This window comes from Altererythrobacter sp. H2 (assembly GCF_035319885.1).
Taxonomy (GTDB): domain Bacteria; phylum Pseudomonadota; class Alphaproteobacteria; order Sphingomonadales; family Sphingomonadaceae; genus 34-65-8.
In genome coordinates, this window is record NZ_CP141285.1 from 628,998 (window position 1) to 641,389 (window position 12,392).

The window sequence follows — 12,392 nt, forward strand, 5'->3', positions numbered from 1 at the left end:
TCCTTCAGGACTGGAGCAACGCCCGGCGCACGGCGCTGGCGACCTGGCGCGATGAGCGGCGGAGCGATGCCGGGGCGCTCGCCCCGCGCGGCTGGTTGAGGGTGATCGCCACCCGCACGTCGCGTCCGCCGCCAGCGGCCAACGACGGCTCGACCCGCCCGGCGCTGGTCGGCACGAACAGTTCGGGCCCGCGCTCACCCACAAGGTAGCCGCGCCCCGGTGCCACCGGTCCGCCGGTCGCACGGCCGGGCAGGCCGAATACCGCGCCCAGCAGCCCGCCAAGCAGGCCGCCGCCTGAACCCCCGCTGCCAAGCCCGCCGAGAATGGAATCGAGCCCGATCTGCAGCGCATGGGCGGCAATCTGGTCGAGCGCCTGGTTCGCAATCCGGCGCAGATCGTCAAAACCCAGGCTGCCGCGCCGGATGGCAGACAGGAGCCCGCGCTCAAGCACGCCGCCGGCCCGGGCAAAACCGTCCACCAGCGTCGCATCGAAGCTGCCGCGCATGCGGGCAATGTCGGCTTCGAAACCGCCGGTGCTGGCGCGGACGTCCACCAGCAGGCGGTCGATATCATCATCCATGGTCGTCGGTCTCCAGCAGGTGGTCGAGTTCGGCGCGGGTCAGGGATGAGGAAGACGCGGCTGGATCTGCCAGCGCCATGGCGAGGTCGGCCGGAGTGGCGGACCAGAAGGTATCCGGGGCCCAACCCAATGCGCGGGCGGCGAGAGGGAGCAGGCGCGCAACTTGGGCGTCAAACCGGTCGCTCATCCCCGCCCCTGGAGGATCGCCCCGAGCAAAGCGCGTAGCGGGACCGCGCATTCGGCAAGGCCAGCGTTCACCACCGCTTCGCCCACCGCATCGCGGGGGAGGCCGGAGCGGTCGGTCAGGCAGTGCCAGAACAGCGCGGTCATTTCGGCCAGCGTGAGCTGCCCCGCACCGGCCCGCTCGACCAGTGCGAACAGCGGCCCGAGTTCCTCTTCGGCGGCGACCAGTGCGGCGAAGCTGGGGCGCAGTACCCGGGCCTCGCCGCCAATCGTGAGCACGGCCTCACCTCGAACAGTATTGGCGCTCATGGTGCCAACACCACCGGCACCACCGCGCCGGAGCTTTCCAGCTGGAGGGTGTAGTTGCGCTCGCCGTTGAAATCGCCGGCATAGTCGAGCCGCTGGACCAGGAAGCGCCCGCGCAGCTTCTCGCCGTCCTCGAACGAGAGTTCATAGTCGGCCAGTGTCCCGGCCAGGGCATGGGCGCGGATGGCCGCTTCTGCCCCGCTGCCGAGGAAGATGCCGCTGGCGGAGACCGAGACCGAGCGCGTGCCTGCGCCCGACAGCAGGTCGCGCCAGCCCCCGGATTCCTTGTGGGTGACGACCACGGTATCGCCGTTGATCGACATCTGCGTGGTGCGCAGTCCAGCGACGGTCTGGTAGGCGGGTGGAATTGCTCCATCGCCGATCTTGAGGAGGAAGGCGGAACCTTTCTGGGCGGTCATAGGGGTTACTCCGGTTGAAAGCTGAGCAGGCGGAAACGGTATTCGAGCAGCATCGAGCGCAGGTTCCGCTCCCGCCGCTCGGCGCGGGCGCGCAGGAACAGGATCGAGGCCACCTCGAAGTCAGGCTGGAGGCGCGGCAGGGCCTCGATCCGCTGGCCGAGCGCGCGGACCAGCGCGCCATCAGCGGCCGGATCGTCACCCCGCGTGGTCAGTTCCACTGCCACGCGGATCTCGCGGCCCTGCCGGTCCTTCGTGCTCCAGTCGGCCGAGGCGCTGGCGGCAATGCCGAGCCAGGGCGGCGCGGCGCGCGGGGGCGCCTCTTCCTCGATCGCATTGAGCAGATCGAGCGGGGCAGGGGCGGCGCGCAGCCAGCCGATCAGCGCCGCGCGCAGGTCGATTTCCATGGGCTAGTCCTTGCTGGTGAAAAGCGGCCACAGCAGCCGGGCCATGCGCCAGCGGCGCGGATCTTCCCGGCGGGCGAGCAGGCTGGCACCGGCCCGGGCCTCAGCCAGGCGGGCAGCCTTGCGGGCCAGCCTCTGAGCGAAAGCGCTGGGGGAGAGCGTTGAGCGGGCGCGGATCATGCGAGGCGCACCACCCGCCACGGCCGCCACAGCGCCGCGACGGCAGCGGGCAGGGCCGCGTCGGTGCCGCTGTCACGGTTGCGGTATAGATGCGCGGCGAGCCGGAGTGCGCCGTGGCGCAGGGCGTCGGGCAGGCCGTTCCACTGGCTGGCGAGCCCGGCGATGTAGCGGACGTCGATCCGGCCGGCGGCCCCGGGCCGGAATACCCGGACCAGCCCCGTACCGTCCGCCTCGATTTCGAGCTCGAAGGCGTCGCCCGCCAGCGGGAAAGCGGACCCTTCAGCGGGAAGGCCGATGGCCTGCGTGATCGCGCTGACCGGGCGGGTCGAGAGGCGCTGCCACTCGGCCCTGACCGGCAGCACTTCGGCGCAGCCTTGGATGAGCGGCATGGTGCCGGTGAACGCTTCGCAAGCCTCCAGCGCACTGGCGAGCAGGCGCCCCAGCAGCGCGTCTTCGGCAGGCGTGCGGATGCCGAGCCAGTCCTTCAGTTCGGCAAGCGCGGCCGCGCCGGGATCGGCGGGCGCAATGATCGTGCGGCGCATGGTCTGCTCCGGTTGTGGAAGGGGAAAAGGGGTGCGCCCGCACCGGCAAGGGGGCAGCCGGTGCGGGCGCGGGGTACCTCCCGGAGGGGAGGAGCCGGGTAGGGCTTACGCCTCGACCCGCAGCAGCTTGATCGCGCTGGAATCGAGTACCTGTCCGCCTACGCGCCGGGTCGCGTAGAAGTGGACGAAGGGCTTGTTGGTGAAGGGATCGCGCAGGATCTGGGTCGCGCTGCGTTCTGCGATCAGATAGCCGGCACGGAAGTTGCCGAAGGCGATCGGGGTCTCGCCGGTGACGAGATCGGGCATGTCTTCTGCCTCGACCACCGGATAGCCGAGCAGGCGGTCGGGCTGCCCCTCGACCAGGCCCGGCTGCCACAGGAACGCGCCGTCGGCCGTCTTGAGCTTGCGGACCGTGGCGAGGGTGGCTGAGTTCATCACCCAGCTTGCCCCCTGCCGGTATCCGCCGCGCAGGGTGTGGACCAGATCAAGCAGGGTGTCCTCCGGCGCGGCACCGAACCCGGCCGCGTTGCCGGTGCCGATATACTGCACCGTGCCGAACGGGCGCGACCCGTCGACAGTGCTGGCGAACGGGGCGGAGAGGAACCCTTCGGGCTGGCTCACCCCGGTGCCATTGATGAACGCGGCCCCTTCGGCGCGGGCAAATTCGAGCGCGATTTCGCTGGCGAGCCAGGATTCCAGATCGAACCCGGCATCGTCGAGCATGGCCTGGCTCGCCGCCGGGTTGGCGTAGAGGTCGCCGGTCGGCGGGGCGATCTCGGCGAACTGGGGCGTTGCGGTCTCGGGGCGGGCGGCGGTCTCGCTGACCCAGCCCGAGGCGGTGCCGCCAGTGGTGACCAGCTTGCGGTAACCCGCGCTGCCGGTCTGGACCACCTGGGCAATCGCGCGGATCGGGCTGATCGCGGTCAGTTCGCGGGCGATCAGGGCGTCAATTTCCCTGGGCACGGCATAGCCGCCATCGGCGGGCACCGTGCCGCGAACCGACTTGATCTCGGCCGTGCTGCCGCGCCGCAGGTAGCCGTCGACGAAGCCCTTCACTTCCGGGCTGTCGGTGCTGCCGGCGATCGCCCCTCCGATGACAGGGCGGTGAGCGGCGCGGGCAATCCGGTCGACCCGGGCCTTCACCTCGTCGACATCGGTGCGCAGCGCGGTGACTTCGGCTTCGGTCTTGTCCTGCCGGGCAACGATGTCGAAACTGGCTTCAGCCGGGTCAATAACCGGCGCGGTGGGGGTAGCGGTATCCATGGGCATTTACCTTTCGTGGGGGAGGGGGAGATCGTTCGCGGCAGCCAAAGCGCGACTGCGCGCCGGCCGTTCAGGCCGAAGCCAAGGGGCGCGGACGCGCCCCGCCCGGCGTTTGAGGGTCGTGAACAAAGTGCACCCGCGCCGCATGTTGCAGCGGGTGGGTGACGAGGCTGACCTCGAACAGGTCGACTGCCTCCAGCACCCGGCCCTGCGGCGTGTGGCGGGCGGCGCGGGCGCGGTAGCCAAAGCTGAGGCCATTAACCGTATGGGTTCGCAGCATCGCAGCGGCGCGGCTGTCGGGGTTGTCAATCGTGGCGATTACCCGCAGGCCGCGCTCGTCCTCGCGCGCCTGCTCGATCCAGCCGATCCGCTGCTCGGGCCGGTGCTGCCAGTAGAGCGGCAACGGACCGGTGCGGGCGGCGAGCGTGGCAGCGAACGCCCCCGGGCGGATCGTATCGCGCGCGCCGTCGGGCACAGCGAACAGCGCGGCGTATCCGGCGAGTCTCATAGCGCCGCCCCTGCCCCGGACTTGATCCGGGATCATTTGAGCAATCCGGGCATCCCGAGCCGCACCGCGATCCCGACCAGCAGCAGGGCGAGTGCCCCGCGCACCAGCCAGTCGACCGCCGCTTTCCACGCGCTCGCCTTCGCGTCGCGCCAGGCCCGCAGCAGTTCGCGCAGCTCGTCGATATCGTCCTGCGCGCTCTCATCGCCGAGGCCGAGCCGGGCGAGCGCGCGGGCCGCGCCGACCTCGCTCGATTCCTCCACGATCGCGCGCAGGGTGACGAGGTCGCTGCCTTCCGTATCCGCCTGCGCGATCAGGCGGGCGAGCATGTCTTCGCGGGTCATGGTGTGTCTCCTTCAGGGGCGAGGCCGAGCAGATCGCGCTTCTCCGCGTCGCTCAGGAAATCGGCGGCGCTGACCTGCGCCCACAACCGCTCACGGTCTTCCGACAGGGCGGGTATCCGGTCGAGATCGACCGCGAGGTGCGCATCAGGGAACCAGGCCGCCAGGCCCTCGGCGAGACCGGCATGGATCTTCCCCGCCAGCGGCAGCAGGGTGAGCCGCCACAGCGCCCGGCTCGCCTCGCGGTAGTTGGCGTAGGTGTTGTCGCCCGGCAGGCCGAGCAGCATTGGCGGCACCCCGAAGGCGAGGGCAATGTCGCGTGCGGCGGCGGCCTTGAGCGTCGCAAAGTCCATGTCGGCGGGAGACAGGGCCACCTGCTGCCACTTGAGGCCGCCTTCGAGCCGCATCGGCCGTCCGGCATTGGCCTGCCCCTGGTAGGCGAGCGCCAGCTCGGCCTTCAGCCGCTCGAACTGCTCGCCCGTCAGCCCGGCGCCATCGCCCGGGTCATAGCTCAGCGCGCCGGAGGGCCGCGCCGCATTGGCGAGCAGGGCGCGGTTCCACTCGCTTGCCGCGTTGTGGATCGCGATGGCCTGCGCGGCGGCGGCGAGTTGGCCCGCGCCATAATGGTCGTCCGCCGGATGGAAGCTGCGGATATGGATCAGCTCGGGCCAGCCTGCCTCGTCTTCCAGCGGGATCTCCAGCGCTCGTCCGGCGAGAGCGTAGCGATAGGCGCAGGGCCACCCATCCGGCCCGGCCGAGACGCTGACCCGCTCGGGCCGCAGGGCATAGAGCTCGACCGGCTGGCCCGCCCCGTCCTTGATGACCTGGATGAAGGCATTGCCGTGGAGCAGCAGATGCGCCGCCACGGTCTCGACCAGCGACTGACCCGCGCTGGTGGCACCGATCAGGCCGGTGAGCATGGGGTCGGCGGGAAGCATCGGCGCGCTGCCCACCCCCTCCGCCACGATCCGCACGGCGCGCTGGGCGACGGGGTTGTCGCAAAACCCCTCGCGCACCGAGCGACTGTAATCGAACGGACTCGGACCGGTTGGTGTGCCTGCGTCAAACGCCAGCGCCCAGGGCGAGACAAAGCCGCGCGCGATAGGCACGCGCGGCCCGCCCCCGCCCTTGAGGGCGGAGGTGATTGTGGTGAGAAAGGACATGGGGTTCTCCGTGAAACCCCTCTCCCGGAAGGGGAGAGGGCCTTGATAGGTCACATCGCTGAAATCCGGGGGCGCGCCCGCTGCCCCAGCATCAATTCCGTCAGCGCCCACACCAGCGCATCCGCCCGGTCCGGTGAGCGGCCTGGCCCCTCGTAACCGCCCCCCGCCATCAGGCCGCACAGCTCGTCCTCCAGCTTCGGGAACGTGCCTGCATGCTTCACGCGGCCTGCCTCGTAGAGCGCGGCGACCGGTTCGGCGCGGGCGACTTTGCCCTTGCTGGCGTGGACCAGCTTCAGCGGCAGCGAGACATCAGCGGCGCGCAGGACGCTGGCGACCATGGCCCCGCCCTGGTTGGCTTCGGCCACCACCCGGTCGGCCTGCCATTCACGCGCGGCGGTGGCGACGGCGCGGGCCCAGCGTTCGGGGCTGGCCTGTTCCACCGAGGCATCGGCGAGGACATGGGCGAAACCATCGTCCCCCAGTGCCACGACCACGATCCCGCAGGCGTCACCGCTCGCCGAGGCAGGCGGATCGACCCCGATCACCGTGCGGCGCCTATCCGCAAGCCCTGAAGCCGTGCGGCACTGTTCCAGCAGCGCGCGGCTCCACAGTGCGCCTTCGATCTCCTCCAGCAGTTCGCCGTCAAGCTCCTGCCGCCCGAGCGCGGTGCCGCCGTATTCGGCGCGGACCCGGTCGAGGAACGCGCGGGGCAGGTTGCGGGCATTGGCCTCGCTCTTACCCCCGCTTACGACCACGCCGTCCCGCGCCAGCAGCCGCCGCACCAGCGCCACAGCGCGCGGGGTGGTGGTGGCGGTAATGCGGGGGTCGGGGCCGAGCCTGAGGCCCAGTTCGAGGTTGTCCCACGCGGCCATGGCGCGGCCGCCGCTGTTGTCCCACTTGGCGACCTCGTCGCACCAGGCGTGGCTGTGCTGGGGGCCGCGCAGGCTGTCGGGCTCGGCGGCGGAATAGAGCCGCGCTTCGGCCCCGTTGTTCCAGCGCAGCAGCCCGCGCGAAGGCTCGAACCGGGGGCGCTGGTCCGGCGCGGCAATGGCGAGCAGGCCGCTCGGCCCCTCCACCATCACCCGCCGCACTTCGCCCAGGCTGGCGCCGACCAGCGCGATCCGGGCGGCGCGATCGCGCCGGGCAATCTCGCGCACCCATTCGGCCCCGGCGCGGGTCTTGCCGAAGCCGCGCCCGGCCATGACCAGCCAGCAATGCCAGGCTCCGGGCGGTGGCAGCTGGCCTTCGTGGGCCTGATAGTGCCAGTGCCTGGGCAGGGTGGCGCGCTGGCGCCCGGTCATGGCGGGAATGACCGCGGGCCACGGGTCCTCCGTCTGATTGGCGAGCCATTCGCGCCGTTCAGCCGGGCTGGTGTTCGCCGTCTGTCTGGTCATTACCGGTCTCATCCCGTCCGGCCAGGCTGCGCTGGCGCATCTCGTCGATCAGTGCGTCGATAGAATCGAGCACTGCCTGTTCGTCTTCCTCGCCCTGCGAGGCGCGCTCTCGGGCGACCGTGTCACGGTGCGCGGCGAGCAGGCGCAGCGCGTTCGCCACGTCCATCTTGCGCGGCGGATCGGGGTCACGCAGGTAGCCGAGCACCTCCATTTCGAGGTGTTCGTAACCCTCCAGCAAGGCGGCGAGCCAGCGTTCGGCAAAGGCCCGGTCCTCGCGCCGCAGGGCATAGGCCTTGCCCGGCTGTACCCCGGCCCGGCTGGCCGCGGCGCTGACGTTGGAGGTTTCCGCCAGTGCAGCGAGGAACGGGGCCTGCCAGTCGTCGGCGGGGGCGGCGACCTTGCGGCGTACCGGCCGGCCGGCGCTGGCCACTGCTTCGTCCCACTGCAGGGCAAAGGCGGGGTGGGTCTTGCGGCGCGCATGAGGCGTGCTGCGACTGATATTGAGCCTTCTGGCGGCGGCGACCGGCCCTTCGCCGTCACGCAGTCCGGCAAGGAAGGCTTCCTCCCAGTCCCCGCGGGCGTGTTTCTTGTCTGCCATGGAGCGATCCTGTGCCGAATGGTGGTGCGAGCGACAGGCCTGAACGCAACCGGGCGGCGCTGCGTCGTGCAGCGCCGCCCGGTCCGAATCGGTTTATCGCGATGTTCCGCTTATCTAACCAATTAGCGTGACAATGTCAACACAAAAGTGCCAAATAGGTTAAAGGGGTTGCGCCAAACGGCGGATTGCACCTGTTCCCGGCCTGTTATAGGGAAGGCGCAGCCCATCCCCCGGAACCCCTCCCCATCATGATGAACCTGCTGCGCGGTCTCTATAACTGGACCATGGAAAAGGCCGCCCACCCCCACGCGGTGGGGTGGCTCGCCCTGTTCTCGTTCATGGAAGCAAGCTTCTTCCCGATCCCGCCGCATCCGCTGCTGGGCCTGATGTGCCTGGCAGAGCCGAAGAAGGCGATCCGCTTTGCCGCCATCTGCACGGCCGCGTCGGTCATGGGCGGGCTGTTCGGCTACCTGATCGGCTATGGCCTGTATGACGTGATCGGGGCGCAGATCCTGGCCGCGCTGGGCCTGACCGAGGAATTTCCCAGGGCCGCCTGCTACCTGCGCGAATATGACTGGGAAGCGATCGTGATCGCCGGGGCCACCCCGCTGCCGTTCAAGCTGCTGACCATCACCGCCGGGTTCATCCATATGGACCTGTTCACCTTCACCTGGGCCAGCATTGCCGGACGGGCGCTGATCTTCATGGTCGTCGGCATCCTGTTCCGCGTGTTCGGCGCCCCGATCAAGCGGGTGATCGACGAATACCTCGGCACGGTGACCACGCTGTTCGTGCTGCTGGTGGTCGGCGGCTTCATCGCCATCAGCCAGATCGGGGGCAGCGAAGACGGCGGCCCGGCCGACAAGTGCGACACCGCGACGATGGAATCGCTCGGTCTGGGGTGACGGGCCGGGTCAGCGGTCGGAACGGGCTTCCTGCCAGCCATTCCAGTAGGGCACCAGTTCCTCCGGAATGCCCGCCACGAACGCCTGGTCCAGCGGATACTGCGGCATCGCACTGGCAACTGCGTCGAGCACGGCCCTGCCCTGGGCCACATCCTTGCGGCGTTTGAGCGGATTGCGTTTGGCCTGGGCACCCAGCCAGAGTTTATGAAGCGCAAACCAGCGGGGATCGGGTGCCACCAGCCGTGCCGCCCGGCCATCACGGCATGGCACCACCTGGTCGACGGGCCGGCCGAGCAGCAACCATTCCTGCTCGGGCAGGGGAATCGGCTGGGGCTTTTCGCGCGGGCCCATCGATGCCGCACGGGACGGAGCGACCAACAGTTCGACTTCGTATGAATCGGAGTTGCGGGCCTGGAACGTCCGCTCGGTGTTGACCGTGAACGTGTGATCGACGGCCTTCAGCATCTCCCAGAACGGAGCGCCTTCCGGTTTTGTGTCCGCCGCCCAGGCAAGGTCGAAGTCCTCGGTCTCGTCGCTCAGGTCGAAGCGCGCGGCGGCCTCCTGCTGGTAAGCTATCAGGCAGTTGGTGCCCACCACCAGCAATTGGCCGTCGAGCAGGCCCCGGCAGTCGGCTTCGCGCAGGATCGGACCCGGCGCTGCTGCCAGCATCGGCACTCGTAACGCCCTGAGCAGCCGGGCGCTTTCCTCGACCCGCCCGCGCGATTTGACCACGCGATCCTTTGCCGCTGCTTTCTCTGACCGATAGGCAAGGAAGCGCGATTCGGCTTCATCGTCCCACCGGCCCAGGCTCTTACCGTTGCCCGACCGGTCATGAATCTCGTAGAGGTAGCTGTAACTGCCAACGGTCTTGCGCCGCAGGTCGTAAGGCAGCGCCCGCGCGGCCCGCTCGGCATCGCGCCAGACCTCGTAGCGCTGGCGTACGTTGACCAGCGCGCGGGCCTGTTCGTCAGTGAAGTCGGTCAGCGGCATCTGCGCAGTTTATCCCACATTATTGAAAAACATTCAAATATGGGATAAACGTCCGGAAATCAGATAATTCCGGTTGCCTTGCCAGCCCGCTCGAACATCGCGAGGATGGTCTGCACCTGCTCGCTGGTGTGCTCGGCGCAGAGCGAGCAGCGCAGCAGGGTCATGTTCGCAGGTGTTGCCGGCGGGCGGGCAAGGTTCACGTAGAGCCCCTCCCTGAGCAGCGCCTCCCACATGGCGGCGCCGCGTTCGAGGTCGGGCATGACCACCGCAATGATCGCGCTCTGCGGTTCCTCGGTGCCAAGCTGGAAGCCCAGGCCACGCAGACCCGCATGGAGCGTGCGGGAGTTTTCCCAAAGGTGCGCCCGCTTGTTGCCGCCATGCATCAGCTTGCGGATCGAGGTCGCGCTCGACGCCATCACCGCCGGTGGCAGCGCGGCGGTGAAGACGTAGGGGCGGCAGACCAGCCGCATGATCTCGAACTTGGGGTGGTTGGAAACGCAGAAGCCGCCGACCGTGCCCACGCTCTTGGAGAAGGTGCCGATGATGAAGTCGACATCGTCGATGCATCCGGTTGCTTCGCAGACGCCGCGCCCGTTCTCGCCGATGAAGCCCATCGAGTGGGCCTCGTCGACCAGCACCATCGCGCCATGGCTCTTGGCGACCGCGACCATCTCCTTGAGCGGGGCGACATCGCCCAGCATCGAATAGACGCCTTCCAGCACCACAAGCTTGCCCGCGCCCGCCGGAATCCGGCCCAGCCGCTTGTCCATCGCATTGATATCGTTGTGCTTGAAGGGAACGACTTCGGCCTTGCCCATCGCGCAGCCATCCCAGATGCTGGCATGGCTGTCGATGTCGAGCACGATGTAGTCGCCCTTGCCGGCGATGGTGGAGATGATCCCGAGGTTGGCCTGGTACCCGGTCGAGAACACCATGGCGTGGTCCATGGCGTAGAATTCCTTCAGCGCGTTCTCCACGTCGCGGTGGTGGAAAAACGTGCCGTTCAGTACCCGGCTGCCGGTCGTGCCCGCGCCAAACTCGTCATAGGCCTGCTTGCCTGCCGCGATCACGTCATCGTCGAAGGTCATGCCCATGTAGTTGTAGGTGCCGAGCAGGATCGTCTCGCGCCCGTTGCAGATCGCCCGGGTGGGGGAGAGCACTTTCTCCATCACCAGGCTGAACGGATCCTCGCGCCCACCGGCGAGCAACCCCTCGCGCATGGCGATAAGCTCGTCGAACTTGGAAAACAGGTCGCCGCCAGTTGCGGCCTCGGTCTCGCTCATGATGCGGCTCACCCGGCCTGGAGCTTGTGGACGGCATCGACCAGCAAGCCGTAGTTCTCGATTTCCGCCTGCTGGTTCATCGAGATGATGATATCGAACTCGTCCTCGATCGCGGCCACGAAATCCATCACGGTCAGGCTGTCAAACTCCAGATCGCCGGCAAAGGTGGTCTCGTCGGAAAGCGCCACCTCTTTCTTGTTGAAGGGCTCAATCAGCGAGCGGATACGGCTATCGACTTCGGCGCGGTCCATCAGGGAAATTCCAGTCGGTTGATCGGGCGGGCGACAGGCCCGCCAAGGCATTGCCGGGAAAAGCGGCTTGTCGCGCCGCTTGTCAAGCCCGATGGCCAGTGGCAGGCAGCGAATTCCTGTGTAGCGCAGGACGGGGGAACAGGACAATGGCGACCGATCAGGGGCTGGGCGCGACATCGCAGGATGGTACACCCGCTCCGGCACAAGCAGCAGCGCAGCGCCCGTTTTCACCCCATGCCATCCACCTCGTCCGCACCTCGGTCCAGGCCAACATGATGCTGTCGCAGATGGCGGATCAGAAGGCATCGATCCTGATGGGGGCAACCTTCGTGGTGTTCACCATCGTTATCGGCCAGGCCCGGAGCGGGGTGATCCCGATCAGCCTGGGCGTGCTGGCGATTTCCGCCTTCCTCAGCGCCATGTGCGCGGTCTATGCGGTCCTGCCTTCGGTCGGCACAGGCAAGCTGCCGCCCAATCCCAACAAGATGTTCTTCGGCCATTTCACCGCGCTCGACGAGCGCATCTGGGTCGAAGATGTGCTGGAGGAACTGCACGCCGACGAGACCGTGTTCCGCACCATGCTGCACGACGTCTACCAGAACGGGCAGGTTCTGGCCGGAAAGAAGTACAAGTACCTCGGCTATGCCTACCGCATCTTTATGGTCGGGCTGTCCGTAACCTTGGCGGCCTTCCTGTTTGAGCGATTCATTCTGGGCTGAGCATCAGTCCAGCAACCGCTTGACCGCCGCCAGGAACGGGCCGATCGACACCGGCTTGGACAGGTAATCCGCCGCCCCGGCCGCCCGGATCCGCTCTTCGTCACCCTTGCCGGCATAGGCGGTGACGGCCAGCACCGGCACATCGAGCAGGGCTGCATCGCGCTTCAGGGCGGCAATCAGGTCGATGCCGGAGACATTGGGCAACTGGATGTCCATCAGCACCAGATCGGGGGCAAAGGCCCGCGCGGCGTTGAGCACCAGTTCGCCATCGGCAACCGGCTCTACCTCGAACCCGCCGGCTTTCAGCACGTCGCAGAACAGCTTGCGGTTGAGATCGTTGTCCTCGACCACCAGGATGCGCTTGGCCAT

General features: G+C 68.3%; 19 protein-coding genes. 2 read left to right on the plus strand and 17 right to left on the minus strand.

Features of this window, described 5'->3' with window-relative positions; genetic code table 11:
* Positions 1-4 precede the first annotated feature (4 nt).
* The 13 genes from U4960_RS03080 to U4960_RS03140 form a co-directional block, all read right to left on the minus strand.
* Positions 5-580 (minus strand): tail tape measure protein, encoded by a 576-nt coding sequence (locus U4960_RS03080; protein ID WP_324262147.1) that lies wholly within the window; start codon positions 578-580, stop codon positions 5-7.
* On the minus strand, positions 573-767 hold the full coding sequence (locus U4960_RS03085) for a phage tail assembly chaperone (protein ID WP_324262148.1): 195 nt from the start codon (positions 765-767) through the stop codon (positions 573-575). The genes U4960_RS03080 and U4960_RS03085 overlap by 8 nt, the downstream gene beginning before the upstream one ends.
* Complete coding sequence (locus U4960_RS03090) at positions 764-1,072, minus strand: gene transfer agent family protein (RefSeq protein ID WP_324262149.1); 309 nt, start codon at positions 1,070-1,072, stop codon at positions 764-766. Before U4960_RS03090 ends, U4960_RS03085 begins: the two co-directional genes overlap by 4 nt.
* The gene (locus U4960_RS03095; protein WP_324262150.1) at positions 1,069-1,488 is read right to left on the minus strand and encodes a phage major tail protein, TP901-1 family; all 420 of its coding nucleotides are present in this window, start codon (positions 1,486-1,488) and stop codon (positions 1,069-1,071) included. Before U4960_RS03095 ends, U4960_RS03090 begins: the two co-directional genes overlap by 4 nt.
* Before the next feature lie 5 nt (positions 1,489-1,493).
* On the minus strand, positions 1,494-1,892 hold the full coding sequence (gene gp17 / locus U4960_RS03100) for a tail completion protein gp17 (protein ID WP_324262151.1): 399 nt from the start codon (positions 1,890-1,892) through the stop codon (positions 1,494-1,496).
* A gap of 3 nt (positions 1,893-1,895) precedes the next feature.
* Entirely contained in the window at positions 1,896-2,069 is a 174-nt protein-coding gene (locus U4960_RS03105; protein WP_324262152.1) for a hypothetical protein, read from the minus strand.
* Positions 2,066-2,611, minus strand: coding sequence for a head-tail connector protein (locus U4960_RS03110; RefSeq protein WP_324262153.1), 546 nt, complete (start codon positions 2,609-2,611; stop codon positions 2,066-2,068). The genes U4960_RS03105 and U4960_RS03110 overlap by 4 nt, the downstream gene beginning before the upstream one ends.
* Before the next feature lie 105 nt (positions 2,612-2,716).
* On the minus strand, positions 2,717-3,874 hold the full coding sequence (locus tag U4960_RS03115; RefSeq protein ID WP_324262154.1) for a phage major capsid protein: 1,158 nt from the start codon (positions 3,872-3,874) through the stop codon (positions 2,717-2,719).
* A 70-nt stretch (positions 3,875-3,944) separates the two neighbouring features.
* Positions 3,945-4,382 carry an HK97 family phage prohead protease gene (locus U4960_RS03120; protein ID WP_324262155.1) on the minus strand — a complete coding sequence of 146 codons (438 nt, stop codon included), beginning with the start codon at positions 4,380-4,382 and terminating at the stop codon, positions 3,945-3,947.
* A 32-nt stretch (positions 4,383-4,414) separates the two neighbouring features.
* The gene (locus tag U4960_RS03125) at positions 4,415-4,723 is read right to left on the minus strand and encodes a DUF6127 family protein (RefSeq protein WP_324262156.1); all 309 of its coding nucleotides are present in this window, start codon (positions 4,721-4,723) and stop codon (positions 4,415-4,417) included.
* Positions 4,720-5,883: a phage portal protein gene (locus U4960_RS03130; protein ID WP_324262157.1), complete on the minus strand. Its 1,164-nt coding sequence runs from the start codon at positions 5,881-5,883 to the stop codon at positions 4,720-4,722. The genes U4960_RS03125 and U4960_RS03130 overlap by 4 nt, the downstream gene beginning before the upstream one ends.
* 50 nt (positions 5,884-5,933) lie before the next feature.
* On the minus strand, positions 5,934-7,277 hold the full coding sequence (locus U4960_RS03135) for a DNA-packaging protein (protein WP_324262158.1): 1,344 nt from the start codon (positions 7,275-7,277) through the stop codon (positions 5,934-5,936).
* Positions 7,243-7,875, minus strand: coding sequence for a hypothetical protein (locus tag U4960_RS03140; protein WP_324262159.1), 633 nt, complete (start codon positions 7,873-7,875; stop codon positions 7,243-7,245). The genes U4960_RS03135 and U4960_RS03140 overlap by 35 nt, the downstream gene beginning before the upstream one ends.
* 251 nt (positions 7,876-8,126) lie before the next feature.
* Between U4960_RS03140 and U4960_RS03145 the strand changes: the two genes are divergently transcribed.
* Positions 8,127-8,780 carry a YqaA family protein gene (locus U4960_RS03145; RefSeq protein WP_324263163.1) on the plus strand — a complete coding sequence of 218 codons (654 nt, stop codon included), beginning with the start codon at positions 8,127-8,129 and terminating at the stop codon, positions 8,778-8,780.
* A 9-nt stretch (positions 8,781-8,789) separates the two neighbouring features.
* On the opposite strand, the gene U4960_RS03150 is transcribed toward U4960_RS03145, so the two are convergent.
* The 3 genes from U4960_RS03150 to U4960_RS03160 are packed head-to-tail and all read right to left on the minus strand — an operon-like array spanning position 8,790 to position 11,304.
* Complete coding sequence (locus tag U4960_RS03150) at positions 8,790-9,770, minus strand: GSU2403 family nucleotidyltransferase fold protein (RefSeq protein WP_324262160.1); 981 nt, start codon at positions 9,768-9,770, stop codon at positions 8,790-8,792.
* A gap of 59 nt (positions 9,771-9,829) precedes the next feature.
* The gene (gene spt / locus U4960_RS03155; protein WP_324262161.1) at positions 9,830-11,053 is read right to left on the minus strand and encodes a serine palmitoyltransferase; all 1,224 of its coding nucleotides are present in this window, start codon (positions 11,051-11,053) and stop codon (positions 9,830-9,832) included.
* 8 nt (positions 11,054-11,061) lie between these two features.
* A complete protein-coding gene (locus U4960_RS03160) occupies positions 11,062-11,304 on the minus strand; it encodes an acyl carrier protein (protein ID WP_324262162.1) in 243 nt (80 codons plus the stop codon).
* A 146-nt stretch (positions 11,305-11,450) separates the two neighbouring features.
* Between U4960_RS03160 and U4960_RS03165 the strand changes: the two genes are divergently transcribed.
* Complete coding sequence (locus U4960_RS03165) at positions 11,451-12,023, plus strand: Pycsar system effector family protein (RefSeq protein ID WP_324262163.1); 573 nt, start codon at positions 11,451-11,453, stop codon at positions 12,021-12,023.
* Between the two features lie 3 nt (positions 12,024-12,026).
* Here the strand turns inward: U4960_RS03165 and U4960_RS03170 are convergent, their stop codons facing one another.
* Entirely contained in the window at positions 12,027-12,392 is a 366-nt protein-coding gene (locus U4960_RS03170) for a response regulator (protein ID WP_324262164.1), read from the minus strand.

Bases quoted from the DNA above. Each gene is read 5' to 3' on its own strand.
- U4960_RS03080 (WP_324262147.1), bottom strand. From the start codon at position 580: ATGGATGATGATATCGACCGCCTGCTGGTGGACGTCCGCGCCAGCACC.
- U4960_RS03085 (WP_324262148.1), bottom strand. From the start codon at position 767: ATGAGCGACCGGTTTGACGCCCAAGTTGCGCGCCTGCTCCCTCTCGCC.
- U4960_RS03090 (WP_324262149.1), bottom strand. From the start codon at position 1,072: ATGAGCGCCAATACTGTTCGAGGTGAGGCCGTGCTCACGATTGGCGGC.
- U4960_RS03095 (WP_324262150.1), bottom strand. From the start codon at position 1,488: ATGACCGCCCAGAAAGGTTCCGCCTTCCTCCTCAAGATCGGCGATGGA.
- gp17 (WP_324262151.1), bottom strand. From the start codon at position 1,892: ATGGAAATCGACCTGCGCGCGGCGCTGATCGGCTGGCTGCGCGCCGCC.
- U4960_RS03105 (WP_324262152.1), bottom strand. From the start codon at position 2,069: ATGATCCGCGCCCGCTCAACGCTCTCCCCCAGCGCTTTCGCTCAGAGG.
- U4960_RS03110 (WP_324262153.1), bottom strand. From the start codon at position 2,611: ATGCGCCGCACGATCATTGCGCCCGCCGATCCCGGCGCGGCCGCGCTT.
- U4960_RS03115 (WP_324262154.1), bottom strand. From the start codon at position 3,874: ATGGATACCGCTACCCCCACCGCGCCGGTTATTGACCCGGCTGAAGCC.
- U4960_RS03120 (WP_324262155.1), bottom strand. From the start codon at position 4,382: ATGAGACTCGCCGGATACGCCGCGCTGTTCGCTGTGCCCGACGGCGCG.
- U4960_RS03125 (WP_324262156.1), bottom strand. From the start codon at position 4,723: ATGACCCGCGAAGACATGCTCGCCCGCCTGATCGCGCAGGCGGATACG.
- U4960_RS03130 (WP_324262157.1), bottom strand. From the start codon at position 5,883: ATGTCCTTTCTCACCACAATCACCTCCGCCCTCAAGGGCGGGGGCGGG.
- U4960_RS03135 (WP_324262158.1), bottom strand. From the start codon at position 7,277: ATGACCAGACAGACGGCGAACACCAGCCCGGCTGAACGGCGCGAATGG.
- U4960_RS03140 (WP_324262159.1), bottom strand. From the start codon at position 7,875: ATGGCAGACAAGAAACACGCCCGCGGGGACTGGGAGGAAGCCTTCCTT.
- U4960_RS03145 (WP_324263163.1), top strand. From the start codon at position 8,127: ATGAACCTGCTGCGCGGTCTCTATAACTGGACCATGGAAAAGGCCGCC.
- U4960_RS03150 (WP_324262160.1), bottom strand. From the start codon at position 9,770: ATGCCGCTGACCGACTTCACTGACGAACAGGCCCGCGCGCTGGTCAAC.
- spt (WP_324262161.1), bottom strand. From the start codon at position 11,053: ATGAGCGAGACCGAGGCCGCAACTGGCGGCGACCTGTTTTCCAAGTTC.
- U4960_RS03160 (WP_324262162.1), bottom strand. From the start codon at position 11,304: ATGGACCGCGCCGAAGTCGATAGCCGTATCCGCTCGCTGATTGAGCCC.
- U4960_RS03165 (WP_324262163.1), top strand. From the start codon at position 11,451: ATGGCGACCGATCAGGGGCTGGGCGCGACATCGCAGGATGGTACACCC.
- U4960_RS03170 (WP_324262164.1), bottom strand. From the start codon at position 12,392: ATGGCCAAGCGCATCCTGGTGGTCGAGGACAACGATCTCAACCGCAAG.